This window comes from Ensifer sp. NPDC090286 (assembly GCF_044769565.1).
Classification (GTDB): Bacteria; Pseudomonadota; Alphaproteobacteria; order Rhizobiales; family Rhizobiaceae; genus Ensifer.
Genome location: NZ_JBIVYF010000001.1, coordinates 1498691 through 1515959, shown reverse-complemented (window position 1 = coordinate 1515959; position 17269 = coordinate 1498691). Strand labels below are relative to the sequence as shown.

The 17269-nt window shown below is 62.3% G+C and carries 15 protein-coding genes; 9 read left to right on the top strand and 6 right to left on the bottom strand.

Annotation, left to right across the window (positions count from 1 at the left end; all coding sequences use genetic code 11):
- Positions 1 to 5: 5 nt before the first annotated feature.
- The 4 genes from ACIQUG_RS07560 to ACIQUG_RS07545 form a co-directional block, all read right to left on the bottom strand.
- Complete coding sequence (locus tag ACIQUG_RS07560; RefSeq protein WP_043615781.1) at positions 6 to 788, bottom strand: iron ABC transporter permease; 783 nt, start codon at positions 786 to 788, stop codon at positions 6 to 8.
- Positions 785 to 1666 carry an ABC transporter permease subunit gene (locus tag ACIQUG_RS07555; protein ID WP_192446781.1) on the bottom strand — a complete coding sequence of 294 codons (882 nt, stop codon included), beginning with the start codon at positions 1664 to 1666 and terminating at the stop codon, positions 785 to 787. Before ACIQUG_RS07555 ends, ACIQUG_RS07560 begins: the two co-directional genes overlap by 4 nt.
- A 184-nt stretch (positions 1667 to 1850) precedes the next feature.
- The gene (locus ACIQUG_RS07550) at positions 1851 to 2957 is read right to left on the bottom strand and encodes an ABC transporter substrate-binding protein (RefSeq protein ID WP_192446780.1); all 1107 of its coding nucleotides are present in this window, start codon (positions 2955 to 2957) and stop codon (positions 1851 to 1853) included.
- A gap of 204 nt (positions 2958 to 3161) precedes the next feature.
- Positions 3162 to 4040, bottom strand: coding sequence for a MurR/RpiR family transcriptional regulator (locus ACIQUG_RS07545; protein WP_043615788.1), 879 nt, complete (start codon positions 4038 to 4040; stop codon positions 3162 to 3164).
- Positions 4041 to 4215: 175 nt separating this feature from the next.
- Between ACIQUG_RS07545 and ACIQUG_RS07540 the strand changes: the two genes are divergently transcribed.
- The 8 genes from ACIQUG_RS07540 (at position 4216) to ACIQUG_RS07505 (ending at position 14459) form a co-directional block, all read left to right on the top strand.
- Complete coding sequence (locus ACIQUG_RS07540) at positions 4216 to 4989, top strand: N-formylglutamate amidohydrolase (protein ID WP_192446779.1); 774 nt, start codon at positions 4216 to 4218, stop codon at positions 4987 to 4989.
- A gap of 113 nt (positions 4990 to 5102) precedes the next feature.
- A complete protein-coding gene (locus ACIQUG_RS07535; protein WP_402319211.1) occupies positions 5103 to 6650 on the top strand; it encodes an amino acid permease in 1548 nt (515 codons plus the stop codon).
- A 149-nt stretch (positions 6651 to 6799) separates the two neighbouring features.
- Complete coding sequence (locus ACIQUG_RS07530) at positions 6800 to 8164, top strand: glutamine synthetase family protein (protein WP_192446777.1); 1365 nt, start codon at positions 6800 to 6802, stop codon at positions 8162 to 8164.
- Between the two features lie 84 nt (positions 8165 to 8248).
- Entirely contained in the window at positions 8249 to 9634 is a 1386-nt protein-coding gene (locus ACIQUG_RS07525) for an aldehyde dehydrogenase family protein (protein ID WP_402319208.1), read from the top strand.
- A complete protein-coding gene (locus tag ACIQUG_RS07520; RefSeq protein WP_402319205.1) occupies positions 9631 to 10776 on the top strand; it encodes an iron-containing alcohol dehydrogenase in 1146 nt (381 codons plus the stop codon). Before ACIQUG_RS07525 ends, ACIQUG_RS07520 begins: the two co-directional genes overlap by 4 nt.
- 239 nt (positions 10777 to 11015) lie before the next feature.
- Complete coding sequence (locus ACIQUG_RS07515; RefSeq protein ID WP_402319203.1) at positions 11016 to 11762, top strand: AAA family ATPase; 747 nt, start codon at positions 11016 to 11018, stop codon at positions 11760 to 11762.
- Positions 11763 to 11949: 187 nt separating this feature from the next.
- On the top strand, positions 11950 to 12669 hold the full coding sequence (locus tag ACIQUG_RS07510; protein ID WP_402319200.1) for an AAA family ATPase: 720 nt from the start codon (positions 11950 to 11952) through the stop codon (positions 12667 to 12669).
- A 269-nt stretch (positions 12670 to 12938) separates the two neighbouring features.
- Positions 12939 to 14459, top strand: a complete 1521-nt coding sequence (locus tag ACIQUG_RS07505; protein WP_402319197.1) for a methyl-accepting chemotaxis protein — start codon at positions 12939 to 12941, stop codon at positions 14457 to 14459.
- A 155-nt stretch (positions 14460 to 14614) separates the two neighbouring features.
- On the opposite strand, the gene ACIQUG_RS07500 is transcribed toward ACIQUG_RS07505, so the two are convergent.
- Positions 14615 to 15520 (bottom strand): LysR family transcriptional regulator, encoded by a 906-nt coding sequence (locus ACIQUG_RS07500; RefSeq protein ID WP_402319194.1) that lies wholly within the window; start codon positions 15518 to 15520, stop codon positions 14615 to 14617.
- A 144-nt stretch (positions 15521 to 15664) separates the two neighbouring features.
- Here ACIQUG_RS07500 and ACIQUG_RS07495 point away from each other — a divergent pair, with 144 nt between their 5' ends.
- Entirely contained in the window at positions 15665 to 16591 is a 927-nt protein-coding gene (locus ACIQUG_RS07495) for an alpha/beta hydrolase (protein ID WP_402319191.1), read from the top strand.
- Between the two features lie 137 nt (positions 16592 to 16728).
- Here the strand turns inward: ACIQUG_RS07495 and ACIQUG_RS07490 are convergent, their stop codons facing one another.
- Positions 16729 to 17259 carry a dihydrofolate reductase family protein gene (locus ACIQUG_RS07490; protein ID WP_402319188.1) on the bottom strand — a complete coding sequence of 177 codons (531 nt, stop codon included), beginning with the start codon at positions 17257 to 17259 and terminating at the stop codon, positions 16729 to 16731.
- Positions 17260 to 17269 lie beyond the last annotated feature (10 nt).

Below are 17269 nucleotides of genomic sequence, written 5' to 3'. Positions count from 1 at the left end.
GGTCCTCAGGCCTTTGGAGGCGCGCTTTTCTGGAAGCGCGAAACGAGCTGGATGAGGCCGAGGCAGCCCCAGGTGATGCCGAATGCGATGACGGCGAGTGCGGCCGGCTCATAGGCGCGGTTGGCACCCAGAAGCTGCATGTACGGGCCGAAAGCCGGGCGGTTGAGCAGCGCCGCCATGGTGAACTCGCCGATGACGATGGCAAAGGTCAGGAAGGCGCCCGAAAGCACGGCGACGAGCACGTTCGGCAGGATGATTTTGGCAAGGATAGCCACCCAGCCGGCGCCAAGGCTCTGTGCCGCCTCGGTCAAGGTGGCGACATCGATGGTGCGAAGACCGGTGTCGACCGCGCGGTACATGTAGGGCAGCGCAAGCGTCGCATAGCCGAACATCAGGAGGATGTTGGTGCCGGTGAGCGAGCCCGTCAGCGGCAGCCAGCTCGAGGTGTTGTAGAGCCGGATGTAGCCGAAGACGATGACGATCGCCGGAATGACCAGCGGCAAGAGCGTGATGAACTCGATGATGGGACGCAGCCGCGGCAGCTTCAGCCGCACCCAATAGGCCGTCGGCACGACGAGCAGCACGCCGAAGAGGATGGTGAATAGCGCCTGCATCACCGAATAGGTGAAGGTCTCCTGGAAACGCGGATCGGCAAAGACCTTGGCGTAGGCGTCGAAGGAGTACTCGCCGCGACGCATCTTGAGCGAGAAGTTGGTCATGCCGATGAGCGGCAAGATGAAATAGAGGAGGCCGAAAACGAGGGCTCCCCACGCCCAGATCTTCTTCATTTCAGCCACCTTTCGCTGCGGCTGCGCAGCCAGATATAGATCGCGTTGGCGATGCCGGTGACGACGATCATGCCGAAGGCGAGAGCGTAGCCGAGATGCGGATTGCCGAGCACGTCGCCGCGGATCTGGGCGAAAAGCAGGATCGGCACGATCGACAGCGACGAGCCGGTGAGCGCGATCGCGGTCGCAACGGCGCCGAAGGCATTGGCAAACAGCAGCGCCAGCGTGCCGAGCAGCGACGGCAGCAGGATCGGGAAGGCGACCATACGCCAATATTGCAGGCCGGTTGCGCCGAGGATTTCTGCGGCCTCGCGCCATTCGCGCTTCAGCCCGTCGAGCGCCGGCGTGATGATCAGGATCATCAGCGGGATCTGGAAGAACAGATAGGTGACCGTCAGCCCCCAGAAGGAGAGCAGGTTGAAGCCAAGCATCCGGAGATCGAGACCGAAGTTCGACCGCAGGAAGACGGTGACGATGCCGACCGGGCCGAGCGTCGCGAGAAAGGCGAAGGCGAGCGGCACGCCGGCGAAATTGGAGGCGACGCCGGAAAAGGTCAAAAGCGGCCCGCGGATCCCCTTCGGCAAGCCGCCGAAGACGATGGCTGACGCCATGGCAAAACCGATCAGGCAGCCGAGAAGGGCGGAGGCGATGCTGATCTTGATGGAGATCCAGTAGGCGCCGAGGATCGACGGCGTGAACAGGCCGCGAATGTTGTCGAGCGTGAAGCCGCCATCGGGCGTCTGAAACGCGCCGACCACGATCTTCATCGTTGGCAGAAGCAGGAACAGCGTCACGAAGGCGGCAAAGGGCAGAATGCCCAGCCAGTGAAGCGGTAGGCGACGCGCCGGCGGGCTGGCGTCGGGTTTAGCAGATGACATTCCGTTCGCGCCCCTGAAGCCGCGTTATCGACGCGGGCGTTATCGATTGTTGCAAGCGAGAAGCGGGATGAAGACGGAAGCCGCACGCAGATTCCGGATCTCGCTCCAAAGACTTGAATTTCTTACGAATAACCTATGCGCCCCGGCCGGAAAACCGGCCGGGGCGACATGTCTGTGGAAAGGCTTACTGGACGTTCGCGCCGACGACGGCATCCCAGCCACCGGTGACGGCAGCCTTGTTGGCGTCGACTTCTTCGAGCGTCGGGAAGTAGGCCTTTTCGTAAGCTGCTGCCGGCGGCAGGGCGTCGATCAGTTCCTGCGGAACCTTGCCGGCCTTGACCATGGCGTTGAAGCGGGTCGGGTGGCAGAAGCCCTTGAGCCAGCCGAGCTGACCTTCGTCGGAATAGAGGTGCTCCATCCACAGCTTGGCAGCGTTCGGGTGCGGCGCGTAGGCCGAGATGCCCTGAACGTAGACGCCGGCGAGAACACCGCTGGCCGGAACGACGACTTCGGTCGGCGGGTTGCCGTTGAGCGTCTTTGCCCAGCCGAGAGCGTTGTAGTCCCAGGCGACGACGATCGGGGTCGAGCCCTGGGCGAGCGTGCCGGACTTGCCGATGACAGGAACGAAGTTGCCGTTCTTGTTGAGTTCGGCGAAGTAGCCGAGACCGGCTTCACCGGCTTCCTTGCCGGACTTTGCGCCCTTGGCGAGGCCAGCGGCGAGAACGCCGAGGATCGCCTGGTTCGAGGCGCGCGGGTCACCGGCAAGAGCAACCTGACCGGCATATTCCGGCTTCAGCAGATCGGTCCAGTCCTTCGGTGCGTTCTGGACGAGGTCCTTGTTCACGAGGAAGGACATGACGCCGTAATAGTCGCCGTACCAGTAGCCTTCGGCGTCCTTGACGCTGTCCGGGATCTCGTCCCAGGTGGAGACCTTGTAGGGCTGCAGCAGGCCTTCGGCCTTCATCTGCGGACCGAAGGCGAGACCGACGTCGACAACGTCAGGAGCCTGCGGGCCCTTGTTGTCCTTGTTGGCCTTGACGGCTTCGACTTCGTCGGCCGAGCCAGCATCCGGGTTCAGTTCGTTGACCTGGATTTCCGGATACTTGGCCTTGAAGGAGGCGATGACGTCGCCGTAGCCGCACCAGTCGTGGGGCAGGGCGATCGTCGTCAGCATGCCTTCCTTCTTGGCGGCTTCGATGAGCTCGGCGCTCGGCTCGGCAGCGGCGATTGCGGTCGTTGCCAGGAAAATGGCGGTGGAGAGCGAAAGCAGGCGTTGGGTTTTTGAAATCACTGGTGTTCTCCTTATGGGTTTAGTCAAATTCGTGGGGTTTCAGTCGATTTCGGCGAAGCTGTTAAAGAGATGCGATGAAAGTAATGTGACAGGGGTTTATCCGTTCGCGCCGCGTATGTCGTTGTAAGAACATTTCTTTTTTGGCTTCGGCGGGCCACTGTCGCATAACTGCATGAAATCCTGTGAACGTGTCGGCGAATTCTCCTAGACCGGTTTGCGAAAGATGCGGGTGGAATCGAACAGTCCCTCGAGCGTTTTCATCCGATCCCGGGTCTCGTCCCAGTTCGAACTCTGTACGGCCTCGATCAAAGCCTCGATCAGGAACAGGATGACGACGGAGCTGTCCCAGGCGGACGGCACCTCGATCTGCGAGCGGAACACTCTGGAGGCGGACTTGGCGACCGGCGAACTCCAGCGATCGGTAAAAAGGATGATTTCCACGCCGCGCTCGCGGGCGGATTTGGCGAGCGTCACCATTTCCTGCTCGTAGCGGCGAATGTCGAAGAGAATCAGCACGTCGCCCTGGCGCATGTCGAGCACGTAGTGCGGCCAGGCGCTGGCATTGGAGGCGATCTCGATGACACCCGGGCGGATGACCTGAAGGTGGGTGAAGAGATAGTCGGCGAGCGAGCGGGTGATGCGGCCGCCAAGCAGGTAGATGCTGCGCTTGCGGTCGGCGATGAGGGCCGCTGCCGCGTCGAATTCCTGCGGCTCGATCTGGGTCAGCGTCTCGCGCAGATTGCTGGTGATCGCGTCGGCAAAGCGGTTGAGCGTGTGGGTGCCGGGCGCATTGGCGGCCCAGCGGTCGTGCTTGGCGATCGGATTGGAAATCGTCGCTTCCAGTTCCTGATGCAGCCGCGCCTGGAAATCCGGGAAACCGCGGAAGCCAAGCTTCTGCACCATGCGGGCGACCGTCGGGGTCGAAACGCCGGCGTTCTCGGCAACCGTGGTGATCGAACCGAGTCCCGAAACGGGATAATTGTCGAGAAGCGTCTCCGCCAATTGCTTCTCCGCGCGGGTCAGCACGGTGAAGTGGGCGTTGATCACATCCGACACGGTGGTGGACGTCGCCTTGCTGCTCAAATTGTCTCCCCTGAACCGATCTTAAGCCGGTTTGTGACAGATTAAACATCGCTGTCACAATTGGAGTCAATCGCAATTTTGAAGAGATCGTTTCAGATTTTGATTGACATGTGCCATCCTCTGAAGAATTCTTTTCATTAACGAACGTCTAACGGGGCAAGAGGGGATGCCGGTGTTGACGCGACTTTTGACCGAAGCAGATGGCGATCCGGTTGCGATCGAAAACGCCGGAGGCAAGGGCGATATCGTGCTCGTCTGCGAGCATGCCTCGCGCCTGGTTCCAGAACGGCTGGGCACGCTCGGCCTCAGCGAGCAGGCGCTCGAAAGCCATATCGCCTGGGACCCCGGCGCGCTTGCGGTCGCCAAGCTGCTTGCGGCAAAGCTCGACGGGTCCTTGATCTATCAACGCTTCTCCCGCCTTGCCTATGACTGCAATCGCCCGCCGGAAGCGGACGCGGCGATGCCTGCCGTCAGCGAGGTCTACGAGATACCGGGAAACCGGACGATGTCGGCCGACGAACGCCAGGCCCGGGTCGACGAGATCTATCGGCCGTTCCACGATGCGGTCGCGCGGTTCGTGTCCGATCGCAAGGCCGCGGGACGCCCGCCTGTTCTCGTCACCATGCACAGTTTCACGCCCGTCTATTTCGGCAAGCCGCGCGCCGTCGAAGTGGGCGTGCTGCACGATGCCGACAGCCGGCTCGCCGACCACATGCTTGCGACCGCCACGAAAGGGCAGGTCGCCTACGATATCCGTCGCAACGAGCCCTATGGCCCGGCCGACGGCGTTACCCATAGCCTGATCGAATACGGCGTCCACAACGGACTGCCGAATGTGATGATCGAGATCCGCAACGATCTCATTCGCAATGACATCGGCCAAAGGGTCATGGCCGATTACCTGGAAGGGCTGCTGCGCAAGGGCACGGCGGCACTTTCGGCACAATAAAAGACCCTGGGGAGCGGCGTTGCCGCGGTCCTGTTCCGGCCAGCCGGGGCAGGTGGTTGATGGGACCCTGCCGCAATGGGGCGGCGTGGTCTGAAGAAATCAGGGGAAGAAAAATGTCGGACTACAGCGATTCAGACAAAAAGCAGGACATGAGTGTCCTGCACTCGATGGGCTATGCCCAGGAGCTCGAGCGGCGCATGAGCCAGTTCTCGAACTTCGCGGTGTCGTTCTCGATCATCTGCATTCTTTCGGGCGGCATCAACTCGCTCGCCCAGGCGACCGCAGGCGCGGGGGGCGCGGCGATCGGCATCGGCTGGCCGCTCGGCTGCTTCATTTCCTTCGTCTTCGCCGTTGCCATGGCACAGATCAGCTCGGCCTATCCAACGGCTGGTGGCCTCTATCACTGGGGCTCGATCCTCGGCAACCGCTTCACAGGCTGGCTGACCGCCTGGTTCAACCTCCTCGGTCTCGTCACCGTTCTCGGCGCCATCAACGTCGGCACCTACTACTTCTTCATGGGTTCCTTCGGCACGCCGTACTTCGGCCTCGCCGACACGACACTGACCCGCATCGTCTTCCTCGCCATCATCACCGGCGGGCAGGCACTGGTGAACCACATGGGCATCGGGCTGACCGCCAAGCTCACGGACTTCTCGGGCTACCTGATCTTTGCAACCGCGATCCTGCTTGCGGTCGTCTGCCTGGCCGCAGCCGACAGCTACGATATCGCCCGTCTCTTCACCTTCTCCAACTATTCCGGTGAAGCGGGCGGCAATGTCTGGCCGGAAACCTCGGGCACCTGGGTGTTCCTGCTCGGCCTGCTGCTGCCGATCTACACGATCACCGGCTACGACGCCTCGGCGCATACTTCGGAAGAAACCGTCAAGGCGGCCCATTCGGTGCCGCGCGGCATGGTCTCCTCGGTGCTCTGGTCGGCGCTCTTCGGCTACATCATGCTGTGCTCGTTCGTACTCATGATCCCGAACATGGACGACGCTGCCAAGCAGGGCTGGAACGTATTCTTCTGGGCGATGGAAGCGCAGGTTCACCCGATCATCAAGGACATCCTCTACCTCGCCATCCTCGTCAGCCAGTGGCTGTGCGGCCTGGCAACGGTGACCTCGGTGTCGCGCATGATCTTTGCGTTTTCGCGTGACGGCGGCCTGCCGGCCTCCAAGGCGCTCGCCAAGGTGAGCCCGACCTACCGCACGCCGGTCGCGGCGATCTGGGTCGGTTCGATCCTCGCAGTCCTCTTCGTCTGGGGCTCCTCGCTCGTCTCGATCGGCGAAACCCCGGTCTACACGATCGTCGTCTCGTGCACCGTCATCTTCCTGTTCTTCTCCTTCGCGATCCCGATCACGCTCGGCCTCTTCGCCTGGGGAACCTCGAAGTGGGACAAGATGGGCCCGTGGAACCTCGGCGAAAGCATGTTCAAGCTGTTCGCCGTCCTGTCGATCATCGCGATGGTGCTGATCTTCATCCTCGGCGTTCAGCCGCCGAACGACTGGGCGCTCTACATCACCGTGGGCTTCCTGGTGCTGACGGCGCTGATCTGGTTCGGCCTTGAAAGCCGCCGCTTCCGTGGCCCGCCGATCGGCGACGAAGTGGCACGCCGCCAGGCCGAGATCGCCGCCGCCGAAAAGGCTGTCGGCCAGGTCTAAGCGACAACAACAAGGCGGGAGCGCGACCGCGACTTCCGCCTTTTCTTTTGCCGGAACTGCTCCGGTTGGTTGAACGGATCACGTTCACGCGGCCCAAAAATATCGTCACCAAGGGAACGGCCGCGTGACCAAACATGGGATGGAAGTTGATGAGCTATACGTTTGACGAGTTGAAGGAAGACGTCGCCGCCGGCCGCATCGATACGGTGCTTGCCTGCCAGGTCGACATGCAGGGCCGGCTGATGGGCAAGCGCTTCCATGCGCAGTTCTTCGTCGATGGCGCCTGGAAGGAAACGCATAGCTGCAACTACCTGCTTGCGACCGACATGGAGATGGAGACCGTTCCCGGCTACAAGGCGACAAGCTGGGAAAAGGGCTATGGCGACTATACGATGAAGCCGGACCTTTCGACGCTTCGCCGCATTCCCTGGCTCGAAGGCACGGCGCTGGTGCTCTGCGACATGCTCGACCATCACACCCATGAGGAAGTGCCGCATTCGCCGCGCGCGATCCTGAAGAAGCAGGTGGCGCGGCTCGAGAAGATGGGCCTCAAGGCCTATATGGCGAGCGAACTCGAGTTCTTCCTGTTCGACCAGTCCTATGACGACGCCCGCCAATCCGGCTACCGCGACCTGCAGCTCGTCAGCGGCTACAACGAGGACTACCACATCTTCCAGACGACCAAGGAAGAGGACGTGATGCGGGCGATCCGCAACGGTCTCCAGGGGGCCGATATCCCGGTCGAGAACTCGAAGGGCGAAGCATCGGCCGGCCAGGAAGAAATCAACGTTCGTTACGCCGACGCGCTGACGATGGCCGACCGCCATGCGATCATCAAGAACGGCTGCAAGGAAATCGCCTGGTCGCGCGGCAAGGCGATCACTTTCCTCGCCAAGTGGAACTATCAGGCTGCGGGTTCCTCCTCGCATATTCACCAGTCGCTCTGGAGTGCCGACGGCAAGTCGTCGAAGTTCTACGACGAGAGCGGCAAATACGGCATGTCGGAGATGATGCGCCACTATGTGGCAGGCCTTCTCACCCATGCGAGCGAGATTACTTACTTCCTTGCGCCTTACATCAACTCCTACAAGCGTTTCATGGCCGGTACGTTCGCGCCGACCAAGGCGGTCTGGAGCAAGGACAACCGCACGGCCGGCTATCGCCTTTGCGGCGAAGACACCAAGGCGATCCGCATCGAATGCCGCGTCGGCGGCTCCGATCTCAATCCCTATCTCGCCTTTGCCGCTTTGATCGCGGCCGGCATTTCCGGTATCGAGAACAAGATGGAATTGGAAGCGCCCTTCGTCGGCGACGCCTATGGCGGCAAGGATGTGCGCGAGATCCCGCGCACGCTTCGTGACGCGACGGCGGCCCTGACGGAATCGAAGATGCTGCGTGCTGCCTTTGGCGACGAGGTCATCGAGCACTATGCACGGGCGGGGCGCTGGGAGCAGGAAGAATACGACCGCCGCGTCACCGACTGGGAGGTCGCGCGCGGTTTCGAACGGGCCTGACCCGCGACACAATCACTCACAAGGATGGCCGTTCCTGACCGGAGCGGCCATCGCATCATTCGCAATGAAAGCAGGAAGACGATCATGAGCATGATCAAGTGCATTTCGCCTGTTAATGGCGAGGTCTACGCGGAACGCCCGGCAATGCCGCTGGAAATGGCAAAGCAGGTGGTTTCCCGCGCCCGCCAGGCGCAGAAGGCCTGGGCGCGCCGTCCGCTCGACGAGCGCGTCAATCTGGTTCTGGCCGGTGTCGCGCGCCTCAACGAGATGGTCGACGAGGTGGTTCCGGAGCTTGCCTGGCAGATGGGCCGGCCGGTGCGCTATGGCGGCGAGTTCAAGGGCTTCAACGAGCGCTCGAACTATGTCGCGACGATCGCAGCCGATGCGCTGAAGCCGCTGGTGATCGAAGAGAGCGACCGCTTCGAGCGCCGCATCGCCCGCGAGCCGCATGGCGTCGTCTTCGTCGTGGCGCCCTGGAACTACCCCTACATGACCGCGATCAACACGGTCGCGCCGGCGCTGATGGCCGGCAACACGGTCATCATCAAGCACGCGAGCCAGACGATCCTCGTCGGCGAGCGCATGGTGCGCGCCTTCGTCGAAGCCGGCGTTCCCGCCGATGTCTTCCAGAACATCTTCCTCGACCATGAAACGACCGCGGCGCTGATCGCGGCCAAGAGCTTCGACTTCGTCAACTTCACCGGCTCGGTCGAAGGCGGGCGCTCGATCGAGCGGGCTGCCGCCGGTACGTTTACCGGGCTTGGCCTCGAACTCGGCGGCAAGGATCCGGGCTACGTCATGGAAGATGCGGATCTCGACGCGGCCGTCGACACGCTGATGGACGGCGCCACCTACAATTCCGGCCAGTGCTGCTGCGGCATCGAGCGCATCTATGTGCACGAGTCTCTCTATGACGCGTTCGTCGAGAAGTCGGTCGCCTGGGTCTCCAACTACAAGCTCGGCAATCCGCTCGACCCGGAAACGACGCTCGGGCCGATGGCCAACAAGCGCTTTGCCGCGACTGTGCGTGAGCAGATCGCCGATGCGATCTCTAAGGGCGCCAAGGCATTGGTCGATCCGAAGCTGTTCCCGGCCGATGACGGCGGCGCCTATCTCGCGCCGCAGGTCCTCGTCAATGTCGACCACTCCATGGCCTTCATGCGCGAAGAGACCTTTGGTCCGGCGGTCGGCATCATGAAGGTGAAGAGCGACAGCCAGGCGATCGAACTGATGAACGACAGCCAGTACGGCCTCACCGCATCGCTCTGGACCCGCGATGCCGAGCGCGCCGCGCGCATCGGCGCCGACATTGAGACCGGCACCGTGTTCATGAACCGCGCCGACTATCTCGACCCGGCGCTCTGCTGGACCGGCGTCAAGGAAACCGGCCGCGGCGGTTCGCTGTCGGTCATCGGCTTCCAGAACCTCACCCGTCCGAAATCCTACCATCTGAAGAAAGTCACCGCATGACCATCACCGCCAACTGGAGCTATCCGACGTCCATCAAGTTCGGTGCCGGCCGGATCAAGGAGCTTGCCGACCATTGCAAGGCGGTGGGCATGAAGAAGCCGCTGCTGATCACCGACCGGGGCCTCGCGCCGATGGCGATCACCCAGAATGCGCTCGACATTCTCGAGGCTGCCGGCCTCGGCCGGGCGATCTTCGCCGACGTCGACCCGAACCCGAACGACGTCAACCTTGCAGCTGGCGTGAAGGCCTTCAAGGACGGTGGCCATGACGGTGTCGTCGCCTTCGGCGGCGGCTCGGGCCTCGATCTCGGCAAGTGCGTCGCCTTCATGGCCGGGCAGAGCCGCCCGGTCTGGGACTTCGAGGATATCGGCGACTGGTGGACGCGCGCGAGCGTCGAAGGCATCGCACCAATCATTGCGGTGCCGACGACCGCCGGCACCGGCTCGGAAGTCGGCCGCGCCAGCGTCATCACCAATTCGGCAAGCCACGTGAAGAAGGTGATCTTCCACCCGAAGTTCCTGCCGGCAGTGACGATCTGCGATCCGGAACTGACGGTCGGCATGCCCAAGGTGATCACCGCCGGCACCGGCATGGATGCCTTTGCCCATTGCCTGGAAGCCTATTCCTCGCCCTTCTACCACCCGATGTCGGCCGGCATCGCGCTTGAAGGCATGCGGCTCGTCAAGGAATACCTGCCGCGCGCCTACAAGGACGGCACGGACATCGAGGCCCGCGCCAATATGATGAGTGCGGCAGCCATGGGCGCCGTCGCCTTCCAGAAGGGGCTTGGCGCCATTCACTCCCTGTCGCATCCTGTTGGTGCGATCTACAACACCCACCACGGCATGACCAATGCGGTCGTGATGCCGCCGGTGCTGCGCTTCAACCGCCCGGCGATCGAAGACAGAATAGGGCGCGCTGCCGCCTATCTCGGCATTTCCGGCGGCTTCGACGGCTTCTACGATTACGTGCTGAAGCTGCGCGAGGAACTCGGCGTTCCGGACAAGCTCTCGGCCCTCGGCGTCGGCACCGACCGGATCGACGAGATGTCGGAAATGGCGATCGTCGACCCGACGGCTGGCGGCAACCCGGTGGAGCTCACGCTCGACGCGGCGAAGAAGCTCTTCCGCGAGTGCATCTGAACGATTTCCGACGCCTTTGCCGCCTGGCGAAGGCGTCGGACGCCCGGTTTAGTTAGCCCCAAAATACCACTTGCCATTGCGGGCGATCTGTCACCTAATCGTCATCGAACTGTCACGTTTCGGGCTCACGGAGCGTTTTCTTTACGCTTTGTTTACCGCGGTCTGGAACGCTTGCATTAGGGTGTGCGTATGTATTGGTCCCGAGAAAATCCGGGCCTGCGTTGAGTTAGGGTCGACCGATGGCGATTGTTTCCCTCGCGAATGCGAAGGGGGGAGCCGGCAAGACAACGGCAGCCTTGCTGCTTGCCTGCGAATTGGCACGGCGCGGCGATCGCGTTGCGGTTCTTGATTGCGATCCACTCGCTTGCATGACCGACTGGTTCCGTCACGGCCGCAACGATGGCAATCTCTTCGTTCTCTCCGGTGTCGCGACCACGACGCTCAGCGATCATCTCCGGCGGCTGCGCGGCCAGGTCGAGCACGTGATCATCGATCTCTCCGGGGCGGCCGACGTGCTGGTGGCGCTGGCGATCGGCCTTTCGGACCTGACACTGATCCCGGTACAGGGTTGCGTCATGGATGCGCGTGGCGCCATCCAGGTGCTGGACCTGATCCGCTACATCGAAAATAACGCGCGCGCCAACATCAACCACGCCGTGTTCCTGACGCGTGTCAACCCGATCGTCACGACGCGGGCGATGCGCCGGGTCAAGCTGCTGCTTTCGGAGAACCGTATCCGGCTCGTCGATACCCCGCTCGTCGAACGCACCGCCTTCCGCGAACTGTTCGAGCAGGGCGATACGCTCTCCTCCCTCGATCCCGCGAAGGTCAGCAATCTTGCCAAGGCGCAGGCCAACGCCCAGACGTTTGCCAGTGACGTGCTGATGCTGCTCAGCCCGGCAGGCGAGGAAGTACGGCACGGGCCGTTCTCGTCGATGTGCTATCGATCACAGCACGTAAGCGAACCGGCGATTTTTCCGGTCTGAGGCCAGAACCCCAGTATTTTCATCGTCATAGCAGTGTCGCCGCCACGCAACTTTAAGGCAGACTGTCAGGTTTGACGTGCCGGCGTTACCGTTTCGTTAACCATCTTCTGTAAGGTTTCGTTAAGAAGCGAACCACCAGCCCTGCGCTCCGTGGTAAGCGCGAAACATGCAGAGAATGGGGAATATCATGGCGGTCATCACTTTCGCCAATGCAAAGGGTGGCGCGGGCAAGACGACCGCGGCGCTGATCCTGTCGACGGAACTGGCGCGGCAGGGGCACCGGGTGGTCGTCCTCGATGCGGATCCGCAGCGCTGGATCACCAGCTGGTCGGAGGCTTCCGGCCATATCGCCAATCTCACCGTCATTTCGCACATCACGCCCGGCTCGCTCGAATGTCATATCCGCGAGGCGAAGGACGAGGCGGATTACATCGTCATCGATCTCGCGGGCGCCAAGGACCAGATCGTAGCGCTTGCGCTTGCCATCTCCGACCAGGTGCTGATCCCGGTGCAGGGCTGTGCCATGGACGCCAAGGGTGCGGCGCAGATCCTTGAGCTGATCCGCCAGATCCAGGACCGTTCGGGCCTCAAGATCAACCATTCGGTCGTGCTCACCCGCGTCAATTCGCTGGTCACCACGCGCGCGCTGCAGACGATCAAGGCGATGCTTTCCGAGCGCGGCGTCTCGGTGCTCGATACGCCGATCGTCGAGCGCGCCGCCTATCGCGAGATCTTCGACTGTGGCGGCACGCTGCAGACCATGGATCCGAACCGGGTCAGCAATCTCGACAAGGCGCGCGAAAACGCCGCAGCCCTTGCCAAGGAAGTGCAGGCGCTGATGCCGGTCAAGGCGCGCCGCTCTTGGGCTGCGCGCATGCCGTCCTGGGCCTCGCGCAACGCCGCCTGATCCCCTGGCGTCCCACCGTTTATTGCGTATCAACCGGAATTGATATTCGTCAGTTCCGGTTGAGTTGTATTTCAGGCCTCGCGAAATAGCTGTTTCGCGTAAGGCTTCCTTTACCCTGCGCTTCTATCAGTGGCGCAGGATACAGCTTGCCCCTGCGATCGCCGCTACGGGGTAACCAGCCGCCATGATTGCGGCCATGATCTCAGACGCTTAAGCGCCCTTGATCCTGTCTCCATGATCCAGAAATGAGCATGCAGGGAAGTTCGCGCATGAAAACGGAACACGCCGCTGCCGGCACGCAAGACGTTGCCGGTCGTCTGAATTTCATGGCGCTCGATGACGCCGCCAAGACGAGCCTGAAGGCGCTGAAGCCGATCCTGGAAAAGGAACTGAAGCCCGCGCTCGACAAGTTCTACGTCAAGGTCAAGACGACGCCCGAGACCAAGAGCTTCTTCTCCTCCGACGCTCATATCGACCGCGCCAAGGGCGCGCAGGTCGGCCACTGGGCCAACATCGTCGATGCCAATTTCAACGAGGACTACAGCGCCAAGGTTCGCACCATCGGCCTGGTGCACGCCCGCATCGGGCTCGAGCCGCGCTGGTACATCGGCGGCTATGCGCTGGTCGCCGAGCATCTGATCACCGAAATCGTCAAGGCGCACTGGCCGAAGGCCGGCCTGTTCTCGCGCAAGGGGACCTCGGCCGAGGACATGGGCGCGATGCTGTCGAGCCTGATCAAGGGCGTCTTCCTCGACATGGATCTGTCGATCTCCGTCTACATGGACGCCTCCGACGTCACCAAGCAGCGCGCCGTGCAGGAAGAAGTGCTGGCCGCCGAACGCGCGCTGATCAGCAAGACCTTCGGCGCGGCGCTGAAGAAGATCGCCGATGGCGACCTGACGGCGCGCATCGGCGCGGACCTGCCGGTTGCCTATCAGGAGCTTGGCGAAAACTTCAACCACGCGATCGGCGAGCTTGCGCGCGCCATCGGCGGCATCGAGGCCGGCGCCAGCCAGATCCACACCAGCGCCAAGGAAATCGCGGCGGCTGCCGACGACCTTGCCCGGCGCACGGAGCGCCAGGCGGCCAACCTCGAAGAGACGGCCGCGGCCGTCGAGCAGGTGACGCGCACCGTCAAGCAGACGGCCGAAGGCGCCAACCAGGCGAACTCGACCGTGATTGCCGCACGCGCCAATGCCGAACAGAGCGGCGAGATCGTCAGCCACGCGATCGAGGTGATGCAGGAGATCCAGACGTCTTCCGCCAGCATCGCGCGGATCGTCGACGTCATCGACGAGATCGCCTTCCAGACCAACCTTCTGGCGCTCAATGCCGGCATCGAGGCCGCCCGTGCCGGCGAGGCGGGCAGGGGCTTTGCGGTCGTCGCTTCGGAAGTCCGGGCACTGGCGCAACGCTGCGCCGATGCCGCCAAGGACATTCAGGGCCTGATCGCCAAGTCGCGCGGCCAGGTGGACGACGGCGTCAACTCGGTCAACCAGGTGGCGCAGTCGCTGCAGCAGATCGTCGCCCAGGTGGTCGAAGTCAGCTCCGTCTTCGGCGCTATCCGCGCCAGCACCGCCGAACAGGCAACCGGTCTGCAGGAGGTCAACACCGCCATCACCCAGATGGACCAGATCACCCAGCAGAACGCCGCGATGGTCGAGCAGGCCAACGCCGCCAGCCAGGCGCTGACGGGCGAGGCCGAGACGATCGCCACGCGTCTTCGCGCCTTCCGCACGTCCGGCCAGGTGCAGGTCAGCGCCGCTTCGGGTTATCGCGCAGCGGCTTAAGCACGTTGCTCTTTTGATAGACGACGCCTCGGGTCAGGGATGATCCGGGGCGTTTTGCGTTGCGGGACCAGGTGCGGAACGGGATCAGGTCCGCATCCGGTGAGGGGTTCTTCGCGCCAACAGCGCCCGTGTCCCAGTGTCGGCCCGCGGGTGGCTCACCGCCGCCTCTTCTCTGTCAAGAAATCAACCAGCGCTCTCAGCTTGGCAGGCATTTGGTCACGCGAAGGCAGGTAGAGGTCGAACCCGTCAAACGGTGGACACCAAGGCTCCAACACCCGGACCAATGCGCCGCGCGCAACGTGATCTCGAACGGCAAAATCCAAGTGCATGACAAGCCCAACGCCCTGGAGCGCGGCACTCAACATCATATCGTCACCATTGGTAACGAATGAGCCGTTGGGTTCAATGGCGAAGTCACGGCTCGTATTGGGGTCAGTAAATTCCCAGGAGGACAGGGCACTGCTGTTGCCGTGCCGGAAACCAAGGCAATTGTGACGCTCCAGATCATAGGGCGTTCCGGGCGGTGGGCACGTGGCAAAATAGGCGGGTGAGGCAACGACAGCCATGGCGACCGGTGGACTGATGGGGATGGCGATCATGCTGTCGCCCACGCTCTCGCGAAGCCGTATTCCGCCGTCGCAACCATCCCGGATGATGTCTCCGAAACCATCGTCGATCACCACCTCAAGCCTTACCAAAGGATAGCGGCGAGCGAGCTCGCCGAGATACGGGTCGAGGAAATGCTGGGCTGCCACCCGCGAACTGCTGATACGTATCTCGCCTTCGGGCCGGTCCTTTGTGCCTTGGATTGCTCCGACCGCATGTTCGATCATCGCCAGGCTGGGATCGATATCCGCAAGTAGCTTTCGCCCTTCTTCCGTCAGGGACACGGACCGCGTAGACCTGTTGAGCAACCGCGCCGAAAGCCTTTCCTCCAGAACGCGTATCGTCTGCGACAACGCGGAAGGTGAGATGTTCAGTTTCGACGCTGCACGGGTAAAACTGCCTGCGCGCGCAACTTCTGCGAACGCCGCAATTGCTGGCAAAAGGTTGCGATCCATGGGGCTCTATTATGAAGGCTTGCTTCAAACTGATTGAAGAATGCCCCGGTTTTTCGCTGCCGTCCACGGCTTTATCTTTGTCGCCATAAACAAACGATGCCGCGGCCAACCAGCGCAGGCCGAACTGAAATGAGGAGGCAACAGATGAAGACTGTCAGTTTCAGAAACAAAGACATGTACTGGGATATTGCCGCCGATATCCACTTTCCGCCGAATTTCGACGAGGGCAAGACGTATCCCACCATCATCAGCGCCCACCCCATTGGGAGTTGCAAGGAGCAGACCTCGGGCAATGTCTATGCTCTCGCCCTGGCCAGGGAAGGCTTCATTGTCATTGCCTTCGACGCCAGCTTCCAGGGGGCGAGCGGTGGTGAGCCTCGCTCCATCGAGGACCCCGTGCAGCGCGTCGAAGACTTCCGTCGCGTCGTCGATTATCTCGTGACGCTGCCCTATGTCGACGAGGAGCGGATCGGTGTGCTGGGCATCTGCGGCGGCGGCGGTTATTCCATCAACGCTGCCATGACCGAGCGCCGGATCAAGGCTGTTGGCACGGTGACGGGTGCAAACTACGGTCGATTGATGCGGGGCAACTTTACCCGCCTCGACCCGATTGGCGCGATGGAAAGAATGGCGAAACAGCGAACAGCCGAAGCGCGGGGGGAGACCCTCCACGTCGATGACCTGCTTGCGCCCTCGGTGGAGCAGGCCCGCGCGGCGGGCGTCACCGACCGGGATCCGTTGGAGGCAACCGACTACTACCGCACAACGCGCGGACAGAAGCCAAATGGGCTGAACCGCTCGCTTCTGTCACATCAGGCCGCCGCCGTCGGATGGGACGCCTTCCACCTCGCCGAAGTGCTTTTGACGCAGCCGCTTTGCGTGGTCGTCGGAGATCAGGTCGGCGCCTTCGGCGCGTATCGCGATGGTTGCGAAATCATCGAGCGGGCCGCCTCTAAAAAGAAAGAGCTTGTCGTCGCTGAAGGCTGGTCACACTACGATCTCTACGACAAGCCCGAGCCTGTCGCCATCGCTCTCGCCAGGCTTATCCCGTTTTATCAGGAGAACCTTTAGTCGGGCCACTGTCCAACGATTTTGGCTTCTCTGCCAGCGGCCTGGTCGGCTCGGCATGCGGCGGCCTGGTTTGCCGCAACGCCTCGGGTCAGGAATGGTCCGGGGCGTTTTGCTTTTCGGAAAGGTTCGTCGCAAGACTAAGCCGGAACGTAAGCCAGCCTCACCACATCCTCGCCCATCCGGTCATGAGAGATCAGGCGAAGCCGTGGGCGCGGGCCGGCGAAATAGGGGTTGCCGCGACCAAGGACGACGGGGTGCAGGTAGATCCGGTACTCGTCGATCAGCCCAAGCTCAGTGAGGCTGTGCGCCAGGACGGGGCCGGCCACTTCGATCTCGCCGTCGTGTTCGGCCTTCAGCTTGCGCACTGCGTCGCCAAGATCACCGTCGATGAGCCGGGCATTGGGGCCGACGGATGGCTGCGAGCGCGAGACGACCCATTTCGGCTGTTTCCGCCACGCCGCTGCGAAGGCCTGTCTGTCGGCATCCCACTCAGGATACTCTTCATCCCAATAGCGCATGATTTCGTAGATGCGGCGTCCGTACAGGCTGCCCGTCTGCTGTTCGGCCTCCTTGATGAAGTGGCGGAAGAGCGTGGGACTTGGCGCAAACTCCATGTGGTCGACGTAGCCGTCCAGCGACTGGTTCATTCCGAACACGAGCTTAGCCATGGCCAGTTCC